Here is a 26,305-nt window from a genome sequence, read left to right on the forward strand (position 1 = left end):
GAAGGAGGTAGACGCTCATGTTTCTCGACAATCGCCAAGTGGCGATGGACAGCGTGCTGGAAGCGCTGGCCGATAGCATTGATTATTTCCAGGATAATATTGAACGCCTGAGACCCACGCTGCGTGATGCACTGAAACCGCACTATACCGAGCGGTTAAACCAGATGCGTAAACTTCAGGAACTGGCCCGTGCGCACTTAAAAATGCTGCCTCGAGATGCTGACGTTGAGCGTGACGACTTTTTATGGCTATGGAGCCGTTTAAAAAGCTTTGTGGGCAACGATAGTCAGGTATTAATCAATGAGCTGTTGGAACAAGAGCGCGTACTGATGCAGGCCCTTTCAACGCTATTCACTCACCCCCTGCCCGACCCCATTGAGCCGGTAGTGGAAGAGTGTATGCAAGGTTGCCGTAAGTTAATACGCGAATTGTATAACTTACAAAAGCGCAAAACGCATCGCTAACCTATTGATCCCCCCTATTGATCACCGCCGCTTGCTCATGTGACGTCTGCGCCGATCTCACAGTGTAGTGGTAAATATCAAGGCCAATAGGGAGGCGAGACACTTCGCTGACGTTGCTACTTGCGTTTAATTCGATAGGTTCTGGAGAGCCTAGAAAGTGAGGCTCTCTTCCCCAAATATATAGATCACCTAAAGTAGCGACCCGCGCCACCCATTCGCGCATTTTCAACCGCCACTCCCCAGCAGCAGATTTCTCTTCCGCCACACAGCCAGTTACATCCATTCCTAATGCGCGACCAATAAAAACCGCACGGGGAAGATGCCAACTCTGAGTAACCAGCAACGCCTTATCTAACTGAAAGACATCTCTAGCGCGCGCAAGCGTGTCATAGGTACTGAACCCAGCAAAATCCATGGTGAGCTGGTCTGCTGGCACACCGCGACGATAAAGATCACGCCACATGGCGCGAGGCTCGTTATAGGCTTGAGTACGATTATCCCCAGAGATTAATAAATGGCTGACCCGCTGATCGGCAATCAGACGTGCAGAGGTTCGCATACGGGCTTGAAAGTGAGGGTTGCGAAAGCCGCTGCGTGTCCAATTAGAGGTACCAAATACAATCGCCACATCGGTTGGGCGACACTCCGCAAAGCTGTCATCAATATAGCGTGCCGTACTGGCAACCACCCAAAAATTACCAACTATAAACAGCAATGTCGCCAGCAGCATAAGTGCTCCTAGAGACATCAAAAAACGTTTTATGTAACGTAATAGCAGGCTGTGCATCCAGCTCCCCATCAGGGGTTAAAACATGCCGAGCTCAAGCTTGGCTTCGTCGCTCATCATGTCACGGCTCCAGGGCGGGCTGAAGACAATTTCAGTATGTACCTTGTTAATCTGAGGTGCGCCTAGGATTTTATTCCGCGCATCCGCCGCAATGACATCGCCCATTCCACAGCCTGGTGCGGTCAGCGTCATACGAATAGTGACCATCCGCTCGCCACTGATCAAGCGCTCAAGACGGCAACCATAGACCAACCCTAGATCAACAATATTAACCGGTATTTCGGGATCGAAGCAGGTACGCAACTGCTCCCAGACAAACTGTTCAATTTCTTCATCGCTGGCACTTTCAGGCAGTGTTGGACGCGGCAATGGCTCGAGCCCTAACGCATCCAAATTACGCCCTTCAATAAGATAAAGCCGTCCTTCAAAGCCAACACTTACCGAGCTGCCCTTCGCTTGCATCACGCTGACAACGCTGTCTTCGGCCAGTGTCTCCGTTTTGCCAAACGGAATAGCAATGGCGTCAACATCACGCTGAAGCGGCAGTTTTTGACCACGTTCAAGGCTGGCCACTTGCTCAATATCCATAACGGTCCTTAAATGACGGCCTTTAACGTACCATTCCAATCACACGCTTTAGCGCTGCAACAAACGTATCTATCTCTTGAAGCGTATTATACGCCGCAAATGATGCACGACACGTGGCATCTACGCCAAAATGATGTAGCAGTGGTTGCGCACAGTGATGCCCGGTACGAATAGCGACGCCTAGCTGATCAATCAGCAGCCCAATGTCCTGGGAATGGGCGCCTTCGACCACAAATGAAAGCACGCCAGCTTTATGCGGTGCGGTGCCAAGAATGCGCAGGCCCTCTATTTGGCTCACCTCTGCAGTGGCATGTTCCAGCAGTACGGCTTCCCAAGCACCAATCGCCTCCACGCCAACGCCTTCCAACCACTCAATAGCGCGCCCCAAAGCGATCACTTCCGCAATGGCGGGAGTGCCAGCTTCGAATTTATGCGGAAGTTCCGCAAAGGTGGTGCCGACGTCAAAAGAGACCGTTTTAATCATCTCGCCACCACCCTGCCAAGGCGGCATCGCTTCTAATAAAGTCTGCTTACCGTACAGCACGCCAACGCCAGTAGGGCCATAAATTTTATGCCCAGAGAACGCATAGAAATCAGCATCAATATCCTGAACATCAACCTGCTGGTGCGGTGTTGCCTGAGCACCATCGACCAGAATAAGCGCACCGTGCTGGTGGGCAAGCGTTGCCATCTCTTTCACTGGGTTAATGGTGCCCAACGCATTAGAGACATGATTAACTGCCACTAGTTTAGTGCGCTCATTGAGCAGCGCGCGGTACGCCGCCATGTCTAGCGCCCCATTAGCCTCAACGGGAATGACCTTAATGGTAAAGCCGATCTCAGCCGCTAATAGCTGCCAAGGGACAATATTGGAGTGATGCTCCAACATTGAAATTAGCACTTCATCGCCCGCAGCAAGCTGGGAGCGCCCCCAACTTTGAACCACTAGGTTGATTGCTTCAGTCGTGCCCCGCGTAAAGATAATCTGGCGTGCATCTTCCGCATTGAGAAACGCCTTAACGCGATGCCGTGTGGCTTCAAACGCTGCTGTCGCCTCATCTGACAAGGTGTGCAGCCCCCGGTGGATATTGGCGTTATAACGCGAGTAATAGTCGCTGAATACGTCAATAACCTGCTGGGGCGTTTGGCTGGTCGCGGCATTATCTAGATATACCAACGGCTTTCCGTGCACTTCCCGTTTTAGGATCGGGAAGTCATTGCGCAACGCTTCAACATCGAACGCTGCAGGGGCGAGCACGGAGGGTTTCTCAATCACGCTATGGGGCATCGATGACTCCTTGGCTAGTCGTTGAGTGCGTTAGTCGTTGAGCGCAGCCGCTGCTTCTACCAATCCAGCGAGATTGAAGCGTTCCGGCAGCTTGCCCGCTACCGCCAACTCTACCCGCTCAGCAATCACATCTAGCGCGACCTGTTCAAGCACCTCGCCAGCAAATGCAAGCGTTAACAAGCCTCGCGCTGTCGCTTTGTCGATGCCGCGGGTACGCAACGCGTAGATCGCGTCTTCATCCAACTGCCCCGTGGTGGTGCCATGAGAACACTTCACATCATCAGCATAAATTTCAAGCTCAGGCTTGGCATCGATATGCGCGCGATCGGAAAGCAATAAGTTTTGGTTACTTTGGAAACCTTCGATCTTCTGGCTATCGCGCTTAACGTACACTTTACCGTTAAAGACGCCGTGAGCACGGTCATCCAAAATGCCTTTGTAGTTCTCGTTCGAGAACGTCAGTGGCGCATTGTGATTAACCTTAGTGTGGTTATCCACGTGCTGGCGACCCTGACCAAAGAACAGGCCATAGAAGTTGGTTTCTGCGCCTTGGCCGTTTAAATCACTAATAAGGTCGTTGCGTACCAGCGCACCGCCCAAATTCAGATTGTAGGAGCTGTAGCGGCTGTCTCGGCCCTGTTCAACATGAATACTGGCGATGTGCAGATCACCCAAGGGCGCTTCTTGCAGTTTGTAGTGGTTCAAAATCGCACCGCGATCAAGCATCAGCTCTGCAACCACGTTGGTGAAGTTGGCCGCATCGGCTTCACCGATATAGTGCTCAATTAACGTTGCTTCACTGCGCCCTGCTGCTTCAACCAAAATGCGCGGATGGCTCATTACTGGCGCGCCCGCACGGGACAAAAACTGCAGTAGGATGGGTTTTTCCACCACGGCACCCGGTGCAATGCGCACCACAGCACCCTCTTCCATAAACGCGGTGTTCAGCGCTGCGAACGGGGAGAAATCTACTCCCGTTAAGCGACCCAGCGGCCCACCCACGGCTTCATGATTATCAGCCAGAGCCTTAGAGAGCGGCATTACCTGAACGCTACTCGGCAGTGCTTCTAAGTCCGACAATGCGGCTGAGAAAACACCATCCACAAAGGTCAGTCGGTACGCATCCAACGGCAGCGTAAGCGCGGCTGCTTGTGCCTGGGAAAAGTCTGCAGTCTCAGCCAACGCAAAGTTGCCCTGGGCAATCGTGCGTACGTCAGTGTATTTCCACTCTTCATCGCGGCGAGTAGGAAACCCCATGGCTTCAAAGCGGGCAGCTCCCGCTTGGCGGCGAGCCGCGATCCAGGTTGGCTCAACTCCGCGCTGTTGGCTACGCGCTTTCAGCGTGTCCAAAAACGTTTGCGTATCGCTCATGCCACAGACTCCTCAATGCCTTCATAGCCGTTGGCTTCCAGCTCTTTAGCAAGCTCAGCGTCGCCGCTCTTCACAATACGACCGTCGACTAAGACGTGCACTTTATCCGGTACGATATAGTCAAGCAGGCGCTGATAGTGAGTGACCAGCAGAATGGCTCGCTCTTCAGCCCGCAGGCTGTTAACGCCATCGGCAACGACTTTCATCGCGTCGATATCGAGACCAGAGTCAATTTCATCAAGCATGGCAAGCTTTGGCTGAAGCACCAGCATCTGAAGAATTTCGTTGCGCTTTTTCTCACCGCCAGAGAAACCTTCATTGACGGCACGCTGCAGGAAACTGGCATCCATCTTCATAAAGCCCAGCTTCTCTTTGACGAGCTTCATAAACTCAGGAGCGGGCATTTCTGCTTCACCACGTGCGACACGCTGTGCATTAAGCGCAGATTTGAGCAGATAAATATTTTTTACTCCTGGAATTTCCACTGGGTATTGGAAACCTAGTAGCAAGCCCGCTTGAGCGCGCTCTTCAATTTCCATTTCCAGCACGTCCTGCCCCTCAAAGGTAACGCTACCATGGGTCACTTCGTAGCCATCTTTACCGGCAATAACTGCCGACAATGTGGATTTACCCGCGCCGTTCGGGCCCATAATGGCATGCACTTCACCTGCATTGATGGTGAGCGTTAAACCTTTCAAAATTTCTTTGCCGTCGACGGTGACGTGTAAATCTTTAACTTGCAACATAGTCATAACCTTTTAAATTCTTGCGGGACGCTTGCGCGTCTCCCGTAAAATAAGTCGGGGCCGAAGTGGTTAACCCACTGCACCTTCAAGCGTCACATTTAGCAGCGCTTCTGCCTCTACCGCGAATTCCATCGGCAGCTCTTGGAAAACGTCTTTACAGAAGCCGTTCACAATCATGCTGACCGCATCTTCTTCAGAAATCCCACGGCTTTGGCAGTAGAACAGCTGATCTTCGCCGATCTTAGACGTGGTGGCTTCGTGCTCAATCGTGGCGGTACTGTTGCCAATTTCTTGATAAGGGAAGGTATGGGCACCGCACTTGTCGCCAATTAACAACGAATCACACTGAGTGAAATTACGTGCCCCTTTGGCACGAGGGCCAATTTTGACCAGGCCACGGTAAGATTGATCGCTCTTACCTGCCGAAATGCCTTTGGCAACAATATAGGAACGGGTGCCTTCGCCAATGTGAATCATTTTGGTGCCAGTATCCGCTTGCTGACGGCCGTTAGTCACCGCCACAGAGTAGAACTCGCCGATACTGTCTTTGCCACGCAAAACACAAGAAGGATATTTCCAGGTGATCGCCGAACCGGTTTCTACCTGTGTCCAACTGATGCGCGAACGCTCACCGCGGCAATCGCCACGTTTGGTAACGAAGTTGTAAATCCCGCCCTTGCCGTTCTCATCACCGGGATACCAGTTCTGAACGGTGGAATACTTAATGTAGGCATCATCCAGCGCAACGAGCTCTACCACAGCCGCATGAAGCTGGTTTTCATCACGCATTGGCGCCGTACAACCTTCCAAGTAAGACACCTGAGCCCGGCTCTCGCAGATAATCAGAGTGCGCTCGAACTGGCCAGTGTTGGCCGCGTTAATCCGGAAGTAGGTCGACAGTTCCATAGGGCAAGTCACGCCTTCAGGAACAAACACAAACGACCCATCGGTAAATACAGCCGAGTTTAGTGCGGCAAAATAGTTATCAGCCACCGGAACGACCGTACCGAGATACTGTTTGATGAGGTCTGGGTAATCGCGAATTGCTTCAGAAATCGAGCAGAAAATAACGCCCGCTTCGCCTAGCTGTTTTTTAAACGTGGTTGCCACGGAAACAGAATCGAATACGGCGTCGACGGCCACACCGGCAAGCGCCGCACGCTCATGCAAAGGAATACCAAGCTTCTCATATGTTTCGAGAAGCTTAGGATCGACTTCATCCAGGCTCTGAGGGCGATCTTCAGGGCGCTTTGGCGCACTGAAATAAGAGATCGATTGATAATCAATGGGTGGATAATCAAGATGCGCCCAGGACGGCTCTTTCATTTTCAACCACTGACGGTATGCATCTAGGCGCCACTCCAGCATCCATTCCGGCTCGCCTTTCTTATTAGAGATAAAGGCAATGGTGTTTTCATCAAGGCCAGGTGGCAGGGTGTCGCTTTCAATATCGGTTATAAAACCATCTTTGTATTCGCGACGAACCAACTGTTCCATTTCTTCGCTTGCCATGGTGATACCCTCCGGGCAGTTGGGTGGCGAGCCTAGCTCGCCGTCAATAGGGTTAGTCTATGTTGCATTGCCTAAGCAGATGCCAGGCTAATGCTTTGAATCGGTAGCTGTACGGGTAGCTTGATTGGCGTCGTATCGGCCAGGTGCGCCAGCGTAACGCTTTCCAGTAACGTACGAATCGCCAGTGAGACTCGCTGCCAGTTATCAGCGACACCGCAGGTAGCAGCCAGGTCGCACTCACCCTCAGCTTGGCTACACTCGGTCATTGCCACGGGCCCTTCAATAGCGGCAATAATATCGGCAGCAGTAATGTGTGATGCTGGTCGCGCCAGACGATAACCACCCTGGACACCGCGTTGTGACTCCAGAAGGCCAGCTTTCACCAGCATCTTTAGCGTCTTACTAACAGTGGGATGTGGTAACTGCACTGCATCTGCTAAATCAGCCGCCGCATGCGGCACCTGTGGATGGCGAGCAATTTGTGCCATCACGACAGCGGCATAGTCTGTCAGCCGAGAAAGCTTGAGCATGTTGACTCCCATACGCCGTTACAGTTGGCTTACCCGTTAATGGGTACCATTTTAGTCCTGTATAAATTTGATGTGAAGCCCTAGAGCAAAATCGTTATCAATTTGTGCAAAATAACAGCACGTTCGGCTCTGATAGCATCAAAAACAACAATCATTATCATTTGAAAAAACTATCGACGCGCTAAACGAAAAAAACCTGCGAGGATTTCGCAGGTTTTTTTAAAGGGCAGCACCTTGTGGCGAAGGCGCTATGCCTTTGAGTACTATGTCTTTGAGTACTAGGCTTTTTTGACGAACTCTGACTTAAGCTTCATGGGCCCAATACCGTCGACCTTGCAATCAATATCGTGATCACCATCGACTAAACGGATATTTTTAACTTTAGTGCCTACCTTAACCACTAGTGAACTGCCTTTGACCTTGAGGTCTTTTATGACAGTGACGCTGTCACCATCTGCCAGCATATTGCCGTTAGCATCACGAATACCAGAGCTAGCTTCTTCAGCGCCCTCTTCTGCTACTTTTGACCATTCATTGCCGCATTCCGGGCAGACATACTGGATACCATCATCGTAGGTAAACTCAGAGGCACAGGCAGGACAATTGGGTAGATCACTCATGATAGGCTCCAACGCATCAGGCTAATACACAGGACTTAGTCATTCACAGAACTTAGAAAGCGATGGAGCCTACACGGCTTGAGCACAATACTCCAGCTGGATACGCCAATTTGCGCTATCAACACAGCGCATTACTACTCACCTAACTGTGCTGAATGCTGCTGCCACCACTGACGCGCGATGCGCACATTTTCAGCATTTGCCGTCGCATCTAACACGGTGGGCAACTGTATATAGTCACCTCGAGTTTTTGCCATCAATAGCGGATCTTGGGTGGCAAGCAGAAGCGCATACAGGGCTAACATCAACTCATAGTCATCGGTTGTATTGAGGCGCGTAAACAGCAAAGGCACAGCGGGCAAGCCGATTTCTCCTAACCGCTCTGCCGCAATATACCAAGTACGGGGATTGTCTTGTCCGCCGTACTGCGAGACAAACCGCCTGTCTGCCAATCGGCTAACATAGTAGGCCGCCTTCTCTTCAGGGCTCGTTAACAGCGGTGGCACCCAGTCGGTTACTTGGCGGTTAGTTACGTAACCTGGCTGCGCCGCTCCTGAAGATACCTGAGCCACGCCAGGTGAAACCTTCTGAGCAACGGCGGCATCAGGTGCTTGAGAGGAGGTTGGCTGACCAGCGCACCCCACTAACATAGTAAACATTGCGCATGCTGGCGCTAACCATTGAAGACGCTGCTTCATGATAAATTCCCTATATCAATATCCATACTTATTCAGACCAACGCCCTTCCCGCTTTAGGCGCTTTCTCACCCAGCGATCATAATACCAGCGTAACGCTTTTTTGATCCCTGGCAGGCCAATCAGCCATGCGATTGGCACAAGCAGAGGAATACGCATCATCAGCAAACGGTAGGCATCAATACCTTCGATAAGCGTGCCATCAGCTTTTTCGATATGCAGCGAGCGTAAAGCGGCTTCTGGTGTTACCCCTTTTTCACGCAATTGTTGCTGATGCTCAGTCACATCACACCAGTTAATCCCGTTACCATGCTTGCCAGCCCAACGCTCAAAAAGACGTCGATCCTTCCGACAAATAGGGCAAACAGCATCGTAGAAAACATTGATAGAGGCATTATCAGGCATATAGGCTCTCATCGTAGTAGTACTTAGCAGTGTGACACTTTGCACTTACTACGCAAATTTCCAGCTAACAGGGGCACTACAATGAAACAGCTATTAATCGTTGCCCATGCTCCATCAGTTAATACACGCACTCTGCGTGATGCCACCCAGCGGGGCGCGAGCCAAAAAGTTGTTGAGCAGGTTGCCTGCATAGTAAAAACGCCTTTCGAGGCTGGCCCTGATGATATTCGCGCCTGCGATGGCATCTTGCTGGGCACAACAGAAAACCTGGGCTACATGAGCGGTGCACTTAAGGATTTTTTTGATCGCAGTTACTACAGCATATTGGAAGAGAAACAAGGGCTTCCATGCGCGCTCTATATTCGCGCTGGACACGACGGCACCGGCACCCGGCGGGCAGTAGAAAGTATTGTGACAGGACTACGTTGGCGCTGGGTTCAGGAACCACTAACGTTACGTGGTCAATGGCAGGACACTTTTGCCGACCAAGTAGAAGAGCTAGGCCTTTACATGGCAGCGGGACTGGATAACGGTTTATTTTAATGCCGCTCTGAACGCAAAAACGGCACCGCATGGGTGCCGTTTTGTGGGTAAACGCTGTGTTTATTTGAGTCGTTCAAACACGGTCGCAACCCCTTGCCCCATGCCGATACACATAGTGGCAAGGCCGAGAGTAGTATCGCGCTGCTGCATAACGTTAAGCAGCGTCGTACAGATCCGCGAGCCCGAACAGCCTAGCGGGTGGCCTAGCGCAATGGCACCACCATTGAGGTTTACTTTTTCATCCATGGCATCTAGGAAGCCCAGATCTTTCAAAACGGGTAGACCTTGTGCAGCGAACGCTTCGTTAAGCTCAACCGTTTGAATATCGGCTGCCGACAAGCCAGCGGCTTTCAGCGCTTTTTTAGACGCAGGCACTGGGCCGTAACCCATGATAGAGGCATCACAGCCTGCAACACCTGTTGAAAGCACTTTTGCAATCGGCTCAAGCCCCAGCGCCTGAGCGCGCTCGTAGCTCATAACAGCCATCGCCGAAGCCCCTACCGACAATGCAGATGACGTGCCCGCAGTAACGGTACCGTTGCGAGGATCAAATACCGGCTTGAGGCTGGCCATTGACTCGATACTGGCCTCAGGACGAATCACTTCATCGTTCTTGAACAGAATTTTAAAACCGCGCTGATCGTGGCCTTCAACACCAATGATTTCGTTATCGAAGTAGCCTTTTTCCATCGCAGCCTGGGCACGCTGGTGGGAACGCACGCCAAACTTATCCTGGTCTTCACGAGAAATACCGTGCATTTTGCCCAGCAGCTCAGCGGTCAACCCCATCATCATGGCGGCTTTTGCGGCGTACTTGCTAGCAGCGGGGTTAACATCAACACCGTGAGCCATGGGCACGTGCTCCATGTGCTCCACCCCACCAATCACGTAAAAGTCGCCCATGCCTGCTTTAATGTTGGCCGCCGCAATATGTAGTGCCGTCATCGAGGAACCACACAGACGGTTAACAGTTTGCGCAGGCACCGAGCGCGGAATACCGGTCATGATTGCCGCATTACGCGCAATGTTCATGGACTGCTCAAGCGTCTGGTTAACACAGCCCCAGATAACATCATCAACTTCGGACGGGTCTAAATTCGCGTTACGATCAAACAGCGCCTGCATGACGGCTGCTGACAGGTTCTCAGCGCGCACATTGCGGAATGCACCATTTTTAGCTTTCGCCATGGCGGTACGTACACCGTCAACCACCACGATATCTCTTGGGTTCAAACTCATCTTATATCTCCTTTGCGTGGTGGTTAGGCCTGAGAGCCAGAATAAAATTGCTCGTTATTTTGAGCCATCTGACGCAGCTTCTCAGTGGGCGCGTAAAGCGGGCCTAACTCTTCCGCAAGGTTTTCGGCTAGCTTCACGAATTCGGCAACACCCATCGCGTCAATGTAGCGCAGTGCGCCACCGCGGAAGGGAGGGAAACCGATGCCGTAGATTAATGCCATATCGGCTTCAGCGGGAGTTTCCACGATGCCATCTTCAAGGCAACGAACAGTTTCCAGACAAAGCGGTACCATCATGCGAGCGATAATGTCTTCATCAGAAAACTCTTTCTGCTCTTTCACGACGTCTTTCACCAGTGCGTAGGCTTGTTCGTCAGTAACTTTCTTAGGTTTGCCTTTCTTATCTTCTTCATAGGCATAGAAGCCTTTATCGTTCTTCTGGCCCAGGCGCTTATTGTCGTACATCACCTGAATAGCTGTTTTGCCGTCACGCGCCATGCGATCAGGGAAGCCTTCCGCCATCACTTCGTTAGCGTGTACTGCGGTATCTAGACCCACTACGTCCAGCAGGTAAGCAGGCCCCATGGGCCAGCCAAATTTTTCCATCACTTTGTCAACGCGTTGGAAGTCAGCGCCCTGCTCTACCAGGAAGCTAAAGCCACCGAAATATGGGAACAGTACGCGGTTGACCAAAAAGCCGGGGCAGTCATTCACAACAATCGGGGTTTTGCCCATTGCACGAGCGTAGGCAACTGTTGCAGCCACCGCTGCATCTGACGTCTTCTCGCCACGAATAACTTCCACCAGCGGCATACGATGCACAGGGTTAAAAAAGTGCATACCGCAGAAGTTTTCTGGACGCTTAAGGTTCTTGGCCAGACGGTTGATAGAAATCGTCGAGGTGTTAGAGGTAAGGATGGTGTTTTCGCTCACCATGCCTTCCACTTCGGTCAGCACGGCGTCTTTGACCTTGGGATTTTCAACGACAGCTTCAACCACTAGATCAACATTACCGAAATCACCGTAAGAAAGCGTGGGGCGAATGTTGGTCAGTTTTTCAGCCATCTGCTCAGTCGTCAGCTTTTTACGCTCTACCTGCTTAGCAAATAGCTTACGCGCCTCTTTCAGACCCAGCTCAATCGCCTCATCGTTAATATCTTTCATTATGATGGGCGTGCCTTTGCTGGCGCTCTGATAGGCGATACCACCACCCATAATGCCTGCGCCCAGCACGGCGGTCTGCTTAACTGGCTGCGACTGCTTCTCGTACTTGCTACCTTTTTTCTTCACGACTTGGTCGTTGAGGAACAGGCCAACCAAGTTAAAAGCAACACTGCTGAGTGCTAGCTTGGCAAATGCTTTCGCTTCAATCGCCTGGGCACGGGCACGCGTCTCGCCAGCGCCTTTCTGAATCACCTTAATCGACTCTACCGGCGCGGGGTAGTGAGGGCCGGCCTTGCCAGCGACAAACCCTTTGGCGGTTTCAAACGCCATCATTTGCTCAATGGCGTTGAGATTAAGCGGTGATTTCTTCTCTTCGCGACGCGCTTGGTAATCCAACTCACCGGCATTGGCACGGTCTAGAATGTCCAGCGCGGCTTCTTCAAGCAGCTCGTGAGTAACGACAGCATCGACTGCGCCGACTTTAAGTGCTGCGTTAGCACGATTTTCAGTGCCGCCAGCAATCCACTCAATGGCGTTATCCGCACCAATCAAGCGGGGTAAACGTACACATCCACCCCAACCGGGCAGAATGCCTAGCTTGGTTTCAGGCAAGCCAATTTTGGCTTTCTCACTCATTACTCGGAAATCGGTCGTCAACAGTACTTCGCAGCCGCCACCCAGTGCCAAGCCATTAATGGCCGTCACGGTTGGAAAAGGCAGGTCTTCAATCGCATTGAAGATGTCGTGAACCTTAAGGTTCATCTCGACGAGATACTCTTCGCCTTTGTCAAAAAGGCTGTGAAATTCGGTGATGTCAGCGCCGACAATAAACGCATCTTTGCCGCTGCTAATCATCAACCCCTGTAGGCCGCTTTCAGCTTGAAGCGCTTTTACTGCCTCGCCCAACTCTGCCACAACAGCACTGGACAGCTTATTAACGGACTCATCTTTCAGATCGAAAGTGAGCTTAGCGATGTCATTGCCACCTTGGGTGTCACGACGCTCCACCGTGATGGCATTGCCTTGATAGATCATCCGCGCTCTCTCCACAAGTTCGGGCTGGCACCATTAATCGGACCTGCCACGCATTTCATACGGTCGTTTGATTGCGTAAGCTTGGTTGAGATAATGAGGAACGTCAAGCCCTGACTTTTGGCTAATGCGCTTATCTCTCAAGTGCACTTACACAAATCAACTTACAGCAGGCCCACATTTTTTGCGCTTTTTATAGACAGGATAGGGAACGCATCGACTTTACCGACGAATCCAACGATCATGCTGTTTTCATTTATGAGCCAACAACGCCATGGGTAGTTTCTTTACTCCCGCCCGTATAACGGCACTACAAGCACGGGTTGAACGTACTGTCGAACGCTTAAAACCCTGGAGCTGGCTGTGGCCACCTATCGCGTTTGGCGCCGGGTTAGGTAGTTTTTTTCTGGTGGACCGCCAACAGTGGCTAGGGGCGGTATTAGCGCTGGGACTTCTTTTTGCCTGGCTGCTATTGCTTTCTGAGAGCCTCATCGGGCGCTGGCTTGCTAAACGCGGCCATCCCACCTTGCCCCGCGGTGTCACTACCTTTATCGCCCAAATGATTCACCAGGAAACACTTTTCTTTACGTTGCCGTTTATCCTGGTTACAACCGTGTGGAATAGCGGGCAGACACTATTTGCGCTGTTAGTGATCGCAATGGCAATACTGTCGATTATAGATCCGCTCTATTACAAACTCGCTGGGCGCTGGCGAAGCCTCTATTTTATCTTTCATGCCCAATGTGTCTTTTTAGTGGTACTGGTTATTCTGCCTATCATGCTGCAGCTGACGACTGGCCAAAGCTTGATCCTTGCGCTGGTGATCACCATACTTGTAGCGTTGCCCAGTTTTTGGCACTTACTTAAAAAACGCTCGTTAACGCGCTGGTGCGGGTTCTTTGCGCTCACTATCGTGTTGGCCTATGCGGCCTGGCTCGGCAAAATATGGGTCCCTCCCGCCAGCTTATGGATGACAAACAGTGCACTTTCCCCAGCGCTGGATATTCAGAGCCGCGAGCCGCAGGGAAGCATGGCGCTTACGCCAGACGCAATTCGCTCTACCGGCCTTTATGTTTACACCGCCATTCGGGCGCCGCGTGGATTAAGCGAGACAATTCATCATGCATGGCACCACAACGGCGAATTGTTAGATGAAGTAGAACTTGCTATCAACGGTGGACGGGAAAAGGGCTATCGTGCGTGGAGCCATAAGCAAAATTTCCCAGAAGCGCCGTCGGGAGAGTGGCGTATCGACATTATGACAGCTAGCGGACAACGACTGGGGCTGATCCGGTTTACTGTTTCGGAAGATTTGGAAAAAGCCACGATAGCGGATAGCAAAATCCAACCTAGCGGCTTGAGTGCGCTAAATTTGCGGCGCTTTATACCCGGAAACAACAATTCTGAAAACGATCTATCAACGGACGAATAACATAACGCCTTGCATTCAGCGGCGCAGCTTATGACAATTCGCCTACTTACATTTTTCGGTAGCTGTTTACTATGGCTTCAACAATTGGTTTTCGCATTGCACGTCTGCCCCACTTGTGGCGCTCTATTCTTGATCGAAGGCTTGCACCCTTGGGGTTAACACAAACACGCTGGGTGACGCTTTACCATTTATGGAAGTTAGGTGAAGGCAACCCACAGTGTGATTTAGCAAGGGTGATTGGCGTAGAAGCGCCCTCATTAGTTAGAACCCTTGGACAACTCGAAGCACAAGGGCTGGTTGAGCGACGGGCCTGCGATAATGATCGCCGAAGCAAACGACTCTATCTGACGCCAGCGGCAATGCCGCTACTTGAACAAATCGACAGCGTCGTCCAGGAGGCACGCAAAGAGATGCTGGCGGGCCTAAGTGAGAGTGACCTGGATCAGTTAGACAAGTGGCTAGCGCTAATAGAGTCCAATGGTATGGCGATTCAGTTAAGAGACCAAGACGGTCCCTCGGCGTAAGACGTCCATCAGTGCCCTGCTGTTTCACCAGCCCCGTTTAGCGGCTTTGCAGCAGGGCGGTCTGACAATCCGCTAAGCGCCTTTCTTAGCGTCTGAAAATCTTCTCCATAGATAGCAAAACGCTCCGCAGTTTGTGACTCCCACCACCATAGCGTTAACGCCGTCGCGTTTGACTCGACCACCAAAGCATCTTGTGGAAGGCGCTCTAGCAAGGCTTTCAAAGTAGCGCTTGCCATTTCTGGCAATGGCCGTAATGGTGCAATGCGCCAGCGCCACCCAGCATGATAAAGCTCCAGCGCTTCACTTGCGTTCGATTCACGCACTAACACAAAATCAGGCCCTGGCTGCTGTTGGGAAAAATACCACCGATAAGCGGGCATCGTGCCTCGAAAATTGTGCAACGGGGGCTTCTCCATCTTGATCACTACCCCGTGCTTCTTGGCGGCATTCAAACGCAGCGCCATATGGCGCTTCTGCCGCGGGCTGGGCTTAAGCCACATTACCGGTGCAATAACAAACAGCGATATAAAAATAATAATAAGCCACTCCATCTAGCCACTTCTCCTCGTCGCAAATACTAGCCATAAGCATTGATGTTAAAATTAGTCATACTATCGGGTTAACTTAAAAAAGCATGACATAGATCGTTGTTAAGATGGCACTTGAAGCCTAAAGTAAAGGTCATCTAACAAAGCGTTCTCTTTGTTAATTATCACGAAGGAGATAAGCCATGAGCTATCACCACATTTTAGTAGCCGTTGATTTAACTAAAGACTCCCATAAAATCTTAGAGCGTGCAGTCGCGATTGCTGCTCGCAATGACGACGCCAAGATTTCGATCATGCATACCCTTGAGCCACTGGGCTTCGCTTACGGTGGTGACATCCCGATGGATCTCACCAGCATTCAAGACCAGCTGGATGACCACGCGAAGAAGCGGCTGACTGAAATTGCCGCCCCTCACGTCGAGCCCGCTGATCAACATGTCGTTGTCGGCATGCCGGACACGGAAATTCATCGTTTTGCAGAAGAGCACAACGTCGACCTGATCGTTGTTGGTTCGCATGGGCGCCATGGCTTTGCCCTGCTGCTAGGCTCCACTTCTACCGGCGTACTTCACGGCGCACAGTGCGACGTTTTGGCCGTTCGGGTCGGCAAAAAAGGTGAAGAGAGCGACGAGTAACCAATGTAGAAAGGCACCCATTGGGTGCCTTTACTCATTCGATACTGATGTCAGTCACCGCTAGCCATCGCCTCAAGCTCCATCCAACGCTCCATTGCCGTTTCAAGTGTTTGCTGTACGTTTTCTAACGCTTGCAATTTCGCTGTAACGGCACTGGCTTCTTGCTGGTAGAAAGCGGGGTCGCCAATCTCTTGCTCTAACGCCTCTACTTCATTCTCAAGGCGCTCTATCTCCGCAGGTAACGCATCTAACTCTCGCTGCACTTTGTAAGAGAGCTTAACGGTTTTCTTAACGGGCTCAGCAACCGGCTTCTCTGGCGTTTTTTCAACTGCAATGCTGGTCGGTTCAGTGTTCTGGCGGGCAGCGCCTTCCCACGGAGCAGGCGGCAGTTTACCTCCTTGGCGAATCCAATCCGTGTAGCCACCCACGTATTCACGCACATAACCCTCGCCCTCAAAGGCCAGCATGCTGGTCACGACGTTATCCATAAATGTTCGGTCGTGAGAGACCAGTAGCAGCGTGCCATCAAAGTCCAGCAGCAGCTCTTCAAGCAGCTCCAGGGTTTCCATGTCCAAGTCGTTGGTAGGCTCATCCAACACCAATACGTTGGCTGGTTGAGTAAACAGCTTGGCTAACAACAGACGGTTGGACTCACCGCCGGAAAGGGCTTTCACCGGCTGTCGAACACGGTCAGGTGTGAATAGAAAATCCTGAAGGTAGCTCATTACGTGGCGATCTTTTCCACCAACGGTTACCCGATCGCTGCCTTGTGCGACGTTGTCGTAGACGGTTTTTTCCAGCTCTAAACCTGCACGCAATTGATCGAAATAAGCGACCTTTAAATTGGTCCCCAACTGAACACTACCTTCTGTTGGAGCAAGCTCGCCGAGCAAGATTTTCAGCAGCGTTGTTTTACCTGCACCGTTGCGACCAAGAAAACCAATACGGTCGCCGCGCATCACTTCAAGATTCACATCACGCAGAATGACATCATTACCAAAGCGCTGTGTTACGCCTTTCAGCTCGACTACCCGCTTACCAGTACGCTCGCCGCTGTCGACAGTGAGGTTGGCAGTCCCCTGACGTTCACGTCGCTGGCTACGCTCCAAACGCATCTGCTCAAGCTCACGCACACGCCCTTCGTTGCGTGTACGCCGCGCTTTGACGCCTTGACGAATCCAGACTTCTTCTTGGGCTAGTTTTTTATCGAAAAGCGCATTTTCTCGCGCTTCTACTTCAAGCTCGTGCTGCTTACGCTCTTGATACTCTGCATAGTTACCGGGATAACGGCCAAGCTTGCCTCGGTCTAGCTCAAGGATCGTGGTGGCCAGCTTAGATAAAAAGGCACGGTCGTGGGTAATCAGTAATACCGCGCCGTTGAAGGCCAGCAGTTGCTCTTCCAACCAAGCAATCGTGTCTAGATCGAGATGGTTGGTAGGCTCGTCAAGAAGCAGTAAATCCGGCTCAGAAACCAATGCTCGCGCCAACGCAACACGGCGGCGCCAGCCACCGGAAAGCGCGCTCATTTCAGCTTCAGGGGGTAACCCTAAACGGGTGAGTACAACGTCAATGCTCTGATGGAAAGACCAGCCGTCGATAGCCTCAATGCGGGTTTGCAGCTTGGCCATGCGGTTCATGTCGGGGTCTGGATCATTGATCAAATGCTGGTATTCAGAAAGCAATTCCCCCGCTTCCGGCAGCCCCTGAGCGACCATGTCAAAAATCGTCATGCCTGAGGATTCAGGCAGCTCCTGGGACAATACGCCAATCTTCAAGCCCGGTGCACGCCAAATGGAACCATCATCGGCATGAATATCGCCCGCGACCAGTTTTAATAGCGTTGATTTACCGGTGCCGTTGCGCCCGACCAGCGCCAGCCGCTCGCCTTTTTCAACCGTTAGGTCGGCGCGGTTAAGCAGTACTTGGGTGCCGTAAGCGAGTTGCAGCTGTTCGAGTCGTAACAAGGTCACGCAGTGTCCTCCTTCATCATGAGCCGCACAGTGTAACGCATGCGCTCGCGTTAAGGAGAGCCCTTATAGAGCCAAACGACACATCGTGCTAACGTCCCACCATCACGTGATAATAACAAGGTAGCGCCAAGCTACTCGTTTAGGGCTGACATCGTGACCGTTACCGTCTCAATGCACTTTGTGAACGAACTACTGTGTGGCTTACCCGCCACTGAGCATTCCCCTGTCCGCTACCTAGAGCTTGCTGGAATTTCCCCCTTTCTACTCAGCGCACCGAACGGCCGAGTCACTGTTGAGCAGTTTGCCGAGCTTTACCGCCTCCTTGCCCTTGAGCTAGATGATGAAACACCCTGCTTTTTCTCCAGGCCGCTACGCTGTGGAACACTAAAGCTGCTGTGCTTGAGCTTGCTAGATGCACCAACGCTGCATGTTGCGCTTCATCGCTATACGCAGTTTTTTCGCATTCTATTAGATGATTTCGGCTACGACTTTACTATTGAAGGCGACTTTGCTCGGATGGCGCTTGAAGAACGCGCCCCGCTTCGCGGCAGTCGAATATTGATTCATGAATTGATGCTGAAACTGTTTCACGGTATCGCCTCCTGGATGATCGCACGCAAAATTCCACCTATCTTGATGGAGTGCGGCTACGCCCAACCTGCTCACAGTGCTGACTATCTCTACTTCTATCCCGGCAAGCTAAAATTTGATCAACCGCAAACAGCTGTTTACTTTGATAAGGTGTTTCTCAACCACCCCATACGCCAAACGAAACAGCATCTTGGCGCATTTCTACAACGCGCACCGGCTGACTGGTTCTACGTCTCTTTTGAAGATCGCTTGATTACGCACCGCGTTCGCGAACATCTTAGCCGCCACTTACCCACCTCATGCACTGTTCAGCATGTGGCAGATGCGCTACATATGTCCGTGCGGACACTCTCAAGACACTTGAAACTTGAAGGTACTCATTTCCAGGCGGTTAAAGACGAATACCGTCGCGACTATGCCATTCAAGCACTCACTCGCAGCACACAACCACTGACAACCATCGCAGAAAAACTAGGATTTGAAGACCTTGCTTGTCTTAGCCGAGCGTTTAAACAGTGGACAGGAGATTCACCCGCCGCTTACCGCAAGGCACAAACGGCGGGCATAAAACGCTAGCGTTTATATCTCAGTGCGAATGCGCTTTTTATCCAGCTTACCGACACTGGTTTTAGGAATTTCATCTACGAAACGAATCAACGATGGAATACCCCAGCGATTAATGCTGCCCTGCTCGACGAACTGCTCCATAAACGCCTGTACTTCCTCTGCCGTGGGTGGGTTATTGACATCGCTAGGGACAACGAGCGCTGCTGGCCGCTCACCCCATTTATCATCTGTAACGCCAATTACCGCCACTTCCGCCACACCTGGGCATTGGCTAATATAGCTTTCCAGCTCAAGTGAGGAGAGCCACTCTCCACCGGTTTTGATGACATCTTTAATACGGTCGCTAATGGCCAAGAAACCATACTCATCAATCGAGCCAACATCACCGGTATGCAGCCACCCATCTCGCCAAAGCTCCTCACTGCGTTTCTCTTCTTTGTAGTACGCCTGGGTTAACCAGGGTGCCTGAGCACGCACTTCACCAACACTGACGCCATCATGGGGTAACGGTTCTCCATTGGCATCAACCACCTGTAATTTCACTAGGGGCACGGGTAAACCAGCCTTACACCGCCAGGGAAGCTGCACTTCAAAATCGGCTTCGGCAACATCCTGAGGCAAAATATCAGCGGTTAGCAGCGGACAGGTTTCTGACATGCCGTAGGCACTTCGCGTATCAATGCCGAGTGACCAAGCACGGCTAGCCAGGGCTTGAGTTAGCGCACTGCCGCCCACAAGCACCTTCCAACCGGTTAAATCAATTTTTTTCGATGCGATAGCGTCAGCGCTAACCACCATATTTAACAGCGTTGGCACGCAGTGGGAGAAATCGACCTTTTCGTTCACCAGCAGTTTGACCAACATTTCCGGCTCATAGCGGCCAGGGTATACCTGAGTCGCCCCCATCAACGTGGCAGTGTAAGGCACGCCCCAGGCGTGCACATGGAACATCGGCGTGATGGGCATGTATACCTTGTCACGGTTGAGCAATTCACAACCCGGTGCTTGGAAGGTACTGGCTTCACCTAGTGTGTGCAGGACTAATTGGCGGTGGGTAAAAAACACCCCTTTCGGGTTGCCGGTGGTGCCCGTGGTATAGAACAGCGTAGCCACTGCATTTTCATCAAAAATAGGGAACTCGTAATGAGTTGGCTGCTCACTTAACAACGCCTCAAACTCACCCACTAATGGCAGCGACGTGCTGACTGTGCTTTGTGTTTCTTGACTCACCGCTTCTTGGCAAAGTAGATAACCGCGTATGTTGGGCAGTTGATCAGCAAGTGGCTCCAGTAGCGGTACGAAATCCTCATGCACCAGCACAAAGACGTCTTCAGCGTGCTCCATCGTGTAGTGAATTTGCTCAGGCGCCAAACGTACGTTGACGGTGTGTAGCACGGCACCAATCATTGGAATGGCAAAAAAGCACTCTAAATAACGATGGCTGTCCCAGTCCAGCACCGCCACCACATCACCCGCCTGAACGCCCTGTGCTGTTAGCGTATGGGCAAGCTGGTGTACCCGATCACGAAAACGTTGATAGTCATGACGGCTCTGGTCTCGATAAACAATCTGGTTATTCCCCGCCATTCGAACACCAGACTCCAGCAAGTCGCTAATTAACAGCGGCGAGCTAGTCGCAGACGGCGTAGAAGGAAGTATTTTTGGCGTTACCGTAGACATAAAACACACCTGTCGATTGTTATTGGAAAACCGTTTGTTATTCGCGCTCTATTAACAGCGCAATGCCCTGCCCACCGCCGATACACAGCGTGATCAAACCATAGCGGCCCTGACGTCGCTCCAATTCGTGTAAGGCTTTTAGGATCAAGATGGCACCGGTCGCGCCTACTGGATGACCGAGCGCCACCGCACCACCATTCGGGTTGAGTTTTTCCAATGGGAAACCCAGCGTATCGGCAACCGCCATTGCTTGTGCCGCGAACGCTTCATTGGACTCAATCACATCAATGTCATTGATCGTCAGCCCTGCCTGTTGGAGGCAGCGTTTCACCGCAGGGATTGGCCCTAACCCCATTACCGAAGGCTCCACACCGGCGGTGGTTGCCACGCGAAGTCGCGCCCTCACCGTTAAATTGCGCTGCTGTGCTTCATCAGCATGCGCCAGCACCAAGGTCGCAGCGCCATCGTTGATCCCAGAGGCGTTTCCTGCCGTTACTATTCCCTCTTTTTTAAAGGCCGGTTTAAGCCGGGCTAAATCGCTTAATTCAACACCTTCTCGCACATGCTCATCACGGGCAAAGGAAACCGTCTGTTTTCCTTTTGTCACCTCAACAGGCACGATTTGTGCGTCAAAACGCCCTTCTGCAATGGCTTTTGCCGCCTTACGATGGCTATCCACCGCAAACTGATCGAGCTGCTCGCGACTTAAGCCATACTGCTTAGCGATATTTTCAGCGGTCATGCCCATATGTCCGCTGCCAAATGGGTCACTAAGAATACCGAGGGTAAGATCCTGGATATTGGCATCGCCTAGGCGTATGCCATTGCGTGCTTGGGGCGGCAGTAGATAAGCACCTCGCGACATGGATTCAGCCCCACCTGCCAATGCTAAGCGGCTGTCGCCCAGAGCGATTTGCTGCGCAGCGGATATCACTGCCTGCACGCCGGAACCACATAGCCGGTTAACATTAAAGGCACCGGCTTCTTTTGGCACACCCGCACTCAACGCAATATGGCGGGCAAGGTAGGCATCTTCTGGGCTAGTGGTAATAATATGGCCATACACAGAGTGGTCGATATCAGCGCCAGCAACGCCCGCACGGCGTAGTGCTTCCTGGGCAGTGATAGTGCCTAACTCATGGGGCGCGAAAGATGAGAGCGACCCACCAAACCCGCCAATAGCGGTGCGGGCACCGCTTACAATAACAACGCTATCCAGTTGCATAATCTCTCCTTAGTAATGACGCACAGCGGAAAAGGACTTAAGAAAAGCGCTTAAGCCACTTTGCCCAACAGCGAGCGTGCGACCACTTCTTTCATAATCTCAGAACTACCGGCGTAAATAGTTTGCACACGTGCGTCTAAATAGAAGCGTGAAATGGGATATTCATGGGTGTAACCATAACCACCAAACAGCTGAAGGCACCGATCAACAGCACGACACTGCAGCTCGCTAAGCTGTAATTTGAGTATCGCGGCCTCGGTACTTGTCATCGTGCCGTGGCGGTACTTATTAACGCACTGATCGAAGTAGGCACGCGCGACATCCAGCTGTGCCTTGATCTCAGCCAGCGTAAAGCGGGTATTTTGAAAATCGGCCACGCGTTGACCAAATGCGTGACGTTGGGTGACGTAATCAAGCGTTAATGCCAACGCGCCCTCTACCGCGCCAAGCGCTTGCGCGCCTACGCCTAAGCGCTCTCGGGGCAGCTCTTGCATTAGGTAGCGAAACCCAGCGCCCTCTTCCCCTAATAAGGCACTGTTAGGCAGTTGCAGCTGGTCAAATGCTAACTCTGCCGTATCGCTGGCGTGCTGGCCAATTTTCTTAATGGGCTTGCCACGGGAAAAACCAGGAAGTGACGTATCGACCAAAAACAGCGAGACCCCTTTTGCACCTGCACTGGGGTCTGTTTTTGCACAGACAATAACGAGATCGGCCACTTGGCCATTGGTAATAAACAGCTTGCTGCCGTTGAGTAGCCACCCATCGGCTGTTTTGGTGGCGCGGGTTTTCATCGCTGCCAAGTCACTGCCAGCATGCGGCTCGCTCATGGCAATCGCCCCCAACCACTCCCCGCTTGCCATGCGGGGCAGCCAGGTTTCGCGCTGTTCATCAGTGGCTAAATTTTGCAGGTAAGGCATCACGATATTGGCGTGAATATTGTAAGCGCTGGCTAGCCCACCAAACCCTTGCCGAGACATCTCCTCCAGTGCCCGTTGGGTGATGGCAATATCGGCACCTGAGCCACCATAGGTCTCATCAAGATCAATCCCCAATAGACCAGCGGCACCCAGCGCTAGCCATAAAGAGCGCGGTATTTCACCGTCCGCTTCCCACTGGTCATAGAAAGGCGCCACTTCCTGCGCTAAGCAGCGGCTGATCATGTCATGAAACAGCGCCTGTGTTTGCTCGTCCATGCTCACTCCTTTAGGTCTTTGCGCAGGTGACGTTTAAGAATTTTACCTGCGGTGCTTTTTGGCAGAGCCTCTGCAAACACCACACGCTTAGGAACTTTGTAGGGTGCAATCAAGCTTTTGACATGTTGGATGAGCTCATCCTCGCTAGCCACTTGCCCCTCTTTCACCACAACGACGGCGGTAATCGCTTCAATCCACTTTTCGTCAGGCAGCCCCACCACCGCTACTTCCGAAATAGCCGAGTGCTTAAACAGCGCCTCTTCCACCTCACGGCTGGCAACCAACACGCCCCCCGTATTGATAACGTCTTTAATCCGGTCCACGACATATAAGTAGCCTGCTTCATCGAAGTAGCCCACATCACCAGAGTGAAACCAGCCGCCTTGGAAGGACTCAGCGGTCATCTCCGGCTTATCCCAGTAGCCCATCATTAACTGCGGCGAACGATGGACAATCTCGCCATGCTCGCCCGAGTCAACATCGTTCATTTCCAAATCAACAATGCGTGTTTCCACCGTAAGTATCGGCCGCCCCGCCGACGCAGGACGCTCAGCATGCTCATCTGGACGTAATACCGTTGCCAAGGGGGCAATTTCACTCTGCCCGTAGCAGTTATATAAACCTACGCCGGAGAAGCGCTGCTGCATCTCTTCCAAAACAGGCACCGGCATAATCGAGGCACCGTAGTACGCCTTCTTGAGCGAGGTTAAATCAAACCGATCAATGTCAGCATGACGTAGCAAGCTGATCCACACCGTGGGCGGCGCAAAGAACGATACGATTTTTTGTTCGGCAATCGCCGTCAGACAGCTATCCGGAAGCGGTGCTTCAAGCAAATGAATGGGGGCGCCAAGTAGTAAAGCCGGCATCAAAAAAACATGCATTTGTGCCGAGTGGTAAAGCGGAAGAGCGGCCAACATGGCGTCACTTCCCTTGATATCCAACTCCACCATGCAGGCCATATATTCCGCCATCAGCGCTTGGTGGGTCATCATTGCCGCTTTAGGCGCTGCCGTTGTGCCAGAGGTATAGAGCAGCTGTGCCAGACTACTTCCCTCTACGGCGACCGCTGGCTCCCTTGTTGATGGCGAGGAATGCACATAAGCCAAGACATCAAAACGACCCAACTGGATATCTTGTTGATCAGCATGCAGTGTTCCATTGACCGTTAATGCTAAACCTTGGGTTGCCTCCTGAACTTTGTCAGCTAACGAACTATCGCTTAGCACTCCTTTCGCCCCGGACTGCTCAAGGATATAGCGCAGTTCATCACTACTTAGCGCAAAGTTAATAGGCACATGTACTAAGCCCGCTTTAGTGGCAGCAAGCCAGGCAATGACATAGGCATCTGAGTTTTTACCATATACCGCCAACCGATCCCCAGGAGAAAGACCGGCCGCTAACAGACCACTAGCTACACTGTTAGCGGCATCGTTAAGCGATTGATAGCTCCAGGTTCGCTCACCAAACGTTAGTGCGAGTTGTTGAGAGTATTTGCGAGCGCTGCGGTTTAGCGCAGCGCCAATCGTATTACGATGAATTAAGGATGTCTGTTCCATGCCAAGTCCTTATTGTTATGTGTTGTTAGGGCTTCAGCGTTTTACGAATTGTTGACGAGTGGGCAAACGCTTTCAGAAAGTGGCCGGAATGCTTCCTCGGCGGGAATAGTGCGCACAACTCTGAAGAGGTCATCCTCATCGACTGACTCTTCCGGTGTTTTCACTTCAACGAGATACATGTCATGAACCATACGGCCGTCCTCACGAATGTAACCGTTCGTTGCAAAAATATCGTTAATGGGGGTATCGGCCATCTGCTGACGAACGGTTTGCGTGTCGTCTGTTCCCGCGGCCTCAATGGCTTCTAAATAGTGGCGGGTGCTGGAATAGAGCCCTGCGTGCACCATAGTCGGCATGCTGCCGGTGCGCTCACGGAAACGCTCTGCCCAGGCACGCGTTTCATCATTTAAGTCGTAATACCATGCTTTAGTGAACTGCAGCCCTTGAGCGTTCTCCAAGCCAATGCTGCGTATATCAGTACTGAACAGCACCATGCCGGCTAGAATCTGCCCAGCTTGAGTAATGCCAAATTCGCCTGCCGTTTGAACGGCATTGATGGTGTCACCACCAGCATTATTGAGCGCAATTACATCAGCGCCCGATGCCTGGGCCTGCAGCATAAAAGAGGAAAAGTCACTGTTCGGAAAGGGGTGTCGTGCGCTACCTACTATCGTTCCACCATTCTCCGTGACCACCCGCTCTACATCTGCTTCAAGCGCATGACCAAACGAGTAGTCGGCACTGAGTAAATACCAGTTTTTATAGCCTTCCTGAGTAATTGCCTTTGCCGTGCCATTGGACATCGCCCAAGTATCGTAAACCCAGTGAATATGGTTAGGAGAGCAGTGCTCGTTAGTGACACTCGAAGAAACAGCGCCGTTCACTAAGCCAAGTTTATCCGCCTCTTCTAACAAGCCTACTGCTGCTAATGTAACCGATGAAGCCACTAAGCCAGTGACCATGTCGACATTGCGTTCATCAATCCATTCACGCACCACGCTTGAGCCAACATCAGGGCTATTGCGATCATCAGCACTAAAGACGACAACTTGGGCACCGTGTACGCTGCCGCCAATATCTTCAATTGCCATCTCAATTGCGTCTTGCCCTAATGGGCCTATGGGATCGCGATAAACGCCTGACATATCAGCTAGATAACCAATACGGATTTCATTATCTGAAATACCTTCATTGGCGGCTACGCTGGGCGCATAGCTAGCCGTAATGACCGCAGCCGATAGCACAGAAATAGCAAAATGACGTGATAAATGCATGCTTTTCACCTGCCTATTGTTGTTATTAAAAGAGCCTTAAGCCCGATTTATTTCATGCTTCACCCTCATGTTAAAAGTAAAAACTGCTTTACTGTTTACCTATCGAGCCAGTTTTTTTGCAAT

25 protein-coding genes are annotated in these 26,305 nt (G+C 51.7%); 6 read left to right on the top strand and 19 right to left on the bottom strand.

Features of this window, described 5'->3' with window-relative positions; genetic code table 11:
• Positions 1 to 17: 17 nt before the first annotated feature.
• Positions 18 to 464 carry a hypothetical protein gene (locus K7H08_RS16490; RefSeq protein ID WP_038483095.1) on the top strand — a complete coding sequence of 149 codons (447 nt, stop codon included), beginning with the start codon at positions 18 to 20 and terminating at the stop codon, positions 462 to 464.
• Position 465: 1 nt separating this feature from the next.
• Here the strand turns inward: K7H08_RS16490 and K7H08_RS16495 are convergent, their stop codons facing one another.
• From K7H08_RS16495 to K7H08_RS16540, 10 genes are all read right to left on the bottom strand, one after another.
• Positions 466 to 1,251: a SanA/YdcF family protein gene (locus K7H08_RS16495; protein WP_051626434.1), complete on the bottom strand. Its 786-nt coding sequence runs from the start codon at positions 1,249 to 1,251 to the stop codon at positions 466 to 468.
• An 18-nt stretch (positions 1,252 to 1,269) separates the two neighbouring features.
• Entirely contained in the window at positions 1,270 to 1,839 is a 570-nt protein-coding gene (gene sufT / locus K7H08_RS16500) for a putative Fe-S cluster assembly protein SufT (protein ID WP_038483092.1), read from the bottom strand.
• A gap of 22 nt (positions 1,840 to 1,861) precedes the next feature.
• Complete coding sequence (locus K7H08_RS16505) at positions 1,862 to 3,127, bottom strand: aminotransferase class V-fold PLP-dependent enzyme (RefSeq protein WP_231658553.1); 1,266 nt, start codon at positions 3,125 to 3,127, stop codon at positions 1,862 to 1,864.
• 30 nt (positions 3,128 to 3,157) lie between these two features.
• The gene (sufD, locus tag K7H08_RS16510) at positions 3,158 to 4,498 is read right to left on the bottom strand and encodes a Fe-S cluster assembly protein SufD (RefSeq protein ID WP_231658554.1); all 1,341 of its coding nucleotides are present in this window, start codon (positions 4,496 to 4,498) and stop codon (positions 3,158 to 3,160) included.
• Entirely contained in the window at positions 4,495 to 5,244 is a 750-nt protein-coding gene (gene sufC, locus K7H08_RS16515; RefSeq protein ID WP_231658555.1) for a Fe-S cluster assembly ATPase SufC, read from the bottom strand. Before sufC ends, sufD begins: the two co-directional genes overlap by 4 nt.
• A 69-nt stretch (positions 5,245 to 5,313) precedes the next feature.
• Positions 5,314 to 6,756, bottom strand: a complete 1,443-nt coding sequence (sufB, locus tag K7H08_RS16520) for a Fe-S cluster assembly protein SufB (protein WP_038483079.1) — start codon at positions 6,754 to 6,756, stop codon at positions 5,314 to 5,316.
• A 71-nt stretch (positions 6,757 to 6,827) separates the two neighbouring features.
• The gene (locus K7H08_RS16525) at positions 6,828 to 7,286 is read right to left on the bottom strand and encodes an SUF system Fe-S cluster assembly regulator (protein ID WP_231658556.1); all 459 of its coding nucleotides are present in this window, start codon (positions 7,284 to 7,286) and stop codon (positions 6,828 to 6,830) included.
• A 278-nt stretch (positions 7,287 to 7,564) separates the two neighbouring features.
• The gene (locus tag K7H08_RS16530) at positions 7,565 to 7,906 is read right to left on the bottom strand and encodes a zinc ribbon domain-containing protein YjdM (protein WP_038483071.1); all 342 of its coding nucleotides are present in this window, start codon (positions 7,904 to 7,906) and stop codon (positions 7,565 to 7,567) included.
• A 134-nt stretch (positions 7,907 to 8,040) separates the two neighbouring features.
• Positions 8,041 to 8,604: a hypothetical protein gene (locus K7H08_RS16535; protein ID WP_231658557.1), complete on the bottom strand. Its 564-nt coding sequence runs from the start codon at positions 8,602 to 8,604 to the stop codon at positions 8,041 to 8,043.
• Positions 8,605 to 8,632: 28 nt separating this feature from the next.
• Positions 8,633 to 9,007, bottom strand: coding sequence for a thiol-disulfide oxidoreductase DCC family protein (locus K7H08_RS16540; protein WP_231658558.1), 375 nt, complete (start codon positions 9,005 to 9,007; stop codon positions 8,633 to 8,635).
• A gap of 81 nt (positions 9,008 to 9,088) precedes the next feature.
• On the opposite strand from K7H08_RS16540, the gene K7H08_RS16545 reads away from it, so the two are divergent.
• The gene (locus K7H08_RS16545) at positions 9,089 to 9,550 is read left to right on the top strand and encodes a flavodoxin family protein (RefSeq protein WP_231658559.1); all 462 of its coding nucleotides are present in this window, start codon (positions 9,089 to 9,091) and stop codon (positions 9,548 to 9,550) included.
• A gap of 60 nt (positions 9,551 to 9,610) precedes the next feature.
• Here the strand turns inward: K7H08_RS16545 and fadA are convergent, their stop codons facing one another.
• Together fadA and fadB are read right to left on the bottom strand one after the other, a co-directional pair.
• Positions 9,611 to 10,789, bottom strand: a complete 1,179-nt coding sequence (gene fadA, locus K7H08_RS16550) for an acetyl-CoA C-acyltransferase FadA (protein ID WP_038483059.1) — start codon at positions 10,787 to 10,789, stop codon at positions 9,611 to 9,613.
• A 23-nt stretch (positions 10,790 to 10,812) separates the two neighbouring features.
• Positions 10,813 to 12,987, bottom strand: a complete 2,175-nt coding sequence (fadB, locus tag K7H08_RS16555; RefSeq protein WP_231658560.1) for a fatty acid oxidation complex subunit alpha FadB — start codon at positions 12,985 to 12,987, stop codon at positions 10,813 to 10,815.
• 271 nt (positions 12,988 to 13,258) lie between these two features.
• Here fadB and K7H08_RS16560 point away from each other — a divergent pair, with 271 nt between their 5' ends.
• Positions 13,259 to 14,416 carry a DUF5924 family protein gene (locus tag K7H08_RS16560; protein ID WP_231658561.1) on the top strand — a complete coding sequence of 386 codons (1,158 nt, stop codon included), beginning with the start codon at positions 13,259 to 13,261 and terminating at the stop codon, positions 14,414 to 14,416.
• A gap of 71 nt (positions 14,417 to 14,487) precedes the next feature.
• Complete coding sequence (gene slyA, locus K7H08_RS16565) at positions 14,488 to 14,940, top strand: transcriptional regulator SlyA (protein ID WP_038483050.1); 453 nt, start codon at positions 14,488 to 14,490, stop codon at positions 14,938 to 14,940.
• A gap of 8 nt (positions 14,941 to 14,948) precedes the next feature.
• On the opposite strand, the gene K7H08_RS16570 is transcribed toward slyA, so the two are convergent.
• Positions 14,949 to 15,491 (bottom strand): preprotein translocase subunit YajC, encoded by a 543-nt coding sequence (locus tag K7H08_RS16570; RefSeq protein ID WP_231658562.1) that lies wholly within the window; start codon positions 15,489 to 15,491, stop codon positions 14,949 to 14,951.
• Between the two features lie 179 nt (positions 15,492 to 15,670).
• Here K7H08_RS16570 and K7H08_RS16575 point away from each other — a divergent pair, with 179 nt between their 5' ends.
• Positions 15,671 to 16,123 (top strand): universal stress protein, encoded by a 453-nt coding sequence (locus K7H08_RS16575; protein ID WP_038483043.1) that lies wholly within the window; start codon positions 15,671 to 15,673, stop codon positions 16,121 to 16,123.
• Positions 16,124 to 16,173: 50 nt separating this feature from the next.
• Here the strand turns inward: K7H08_RS16575 and K7H08_RS16580 are convergent, their stop codons facing one another.
• Positions 16,174 to 18,093 (bottom strand): ATP-binding cassette domain-containing protein, encoded by a 1,920-nt coding sequence (locus K7H08_RS16580; RefSeq protein WP_038483040.1) that lies wholly within the window; start codon positions 18,091 to 18,093, stop codon positions 16,174 to 16,176.
• Between the two features lie 153 nt (positions 18,094 to 18,246).
• On the opposite strand from K7H08_RS16580, the gene K7H08_RS16585 reads away from it, so the two are divergent.
• A complete protein-coding gene (locus K7H08_RS16585) occupies positions 18,247 to 19,260 on the top strand; it encodes an AraC family transcriptional regulator (protein ID WP_038483037.1) in 1,014 nt (337 codons plus the stop codon).
• Positions 19,261 to 19,263: 3 nt separating this feature from the next.
• On the opposite strand, the gene K7H08_RS16590 is transcribed toward K7H08_RS16585, so the two are convergent.
• Genes K7H08_RS16590 through K7H08_RS16610 form a run of 5 tightly spaced genes read right to left on the bottom strand, consistent with a single transcriptional unit; the run spans position 19,264 to position 26,182 of the window.
• Positions 19,264 to 20,931: a fatty acid--CoA ligase gene (locus K7H08_RS16590; RefSeq protein ID WP_198350103.1), complete on the bottom strand. Its 1,668-nt coding sequence runs from the start codon at positions 20,929 to 20,931 to the stop codon at positions 19,264 to 19,266.
• A gap of 37 nt (positions 20,932 to 20,968) precedes the next feature.
• Positions 20,969 to 22,156, bottom strand: a complete 1,188-nt coding sequence (gene bktB, locus K7H08_RS16595; protein WP_038483029.1) for a beta-ketothiolase BktB — start codon at positions 22,154 to 22,156, stop codon at positions 20,969 to 20,971.
• 50 nt (positions 22,157 to 22,206) lie between these two features.
• Positions 22,207 to 23,349, bottom strand: coding sequence for an acyl-CoA dehydrogenase family protein (locus tag K7H08_RS16600; RefSeq protein ID WP_198350102.1), 1,143 nt, complete (start codon positions 23,347 to 23,349; stop codon positions 22,207 to 22,209).
• A 2-nt stretch (positions 23,350 to 23,351) separates the two neighbouring features.
• A complete protein-coding gene (locus K7H08_RS16605) occupies positions 23,352 to 24,908 on the bottom strand; it encodes a fatty acyl-CoA synthetase (RefSeq protein WP_231658563.1) in 1,557 nt (518 codons plus the stop codon).
• 41 nt (positions 24,909 to 24,949) lie between these two features.
• Complete coding sequence (locus tag K7H08_RS16610) at positions 24,950 to 26,182, bottom strand: ABC transporter substrate-binding protein (protein ID WP_231658564.1); 1,233 nt, start codon at positions 26,180 to 26,182, stop codon at positions 24,950 to 24,952.
• Between the last annotated feature and the right edge of the window lie 123 nt (positions 26,183 to 26,305).

The sequence above is a fragment of the Halomonas sp. IOP_6 genome (genome assembly GCF_021151565.1).
In the GTDB taxonomy this organism is placed as follows: Bacteria; Pseudomonadota; Gammaproteobacteria; order Pseudomonadales; family Halomonadaceae; genus Vreelandella; species Vreelandella alkaliphila.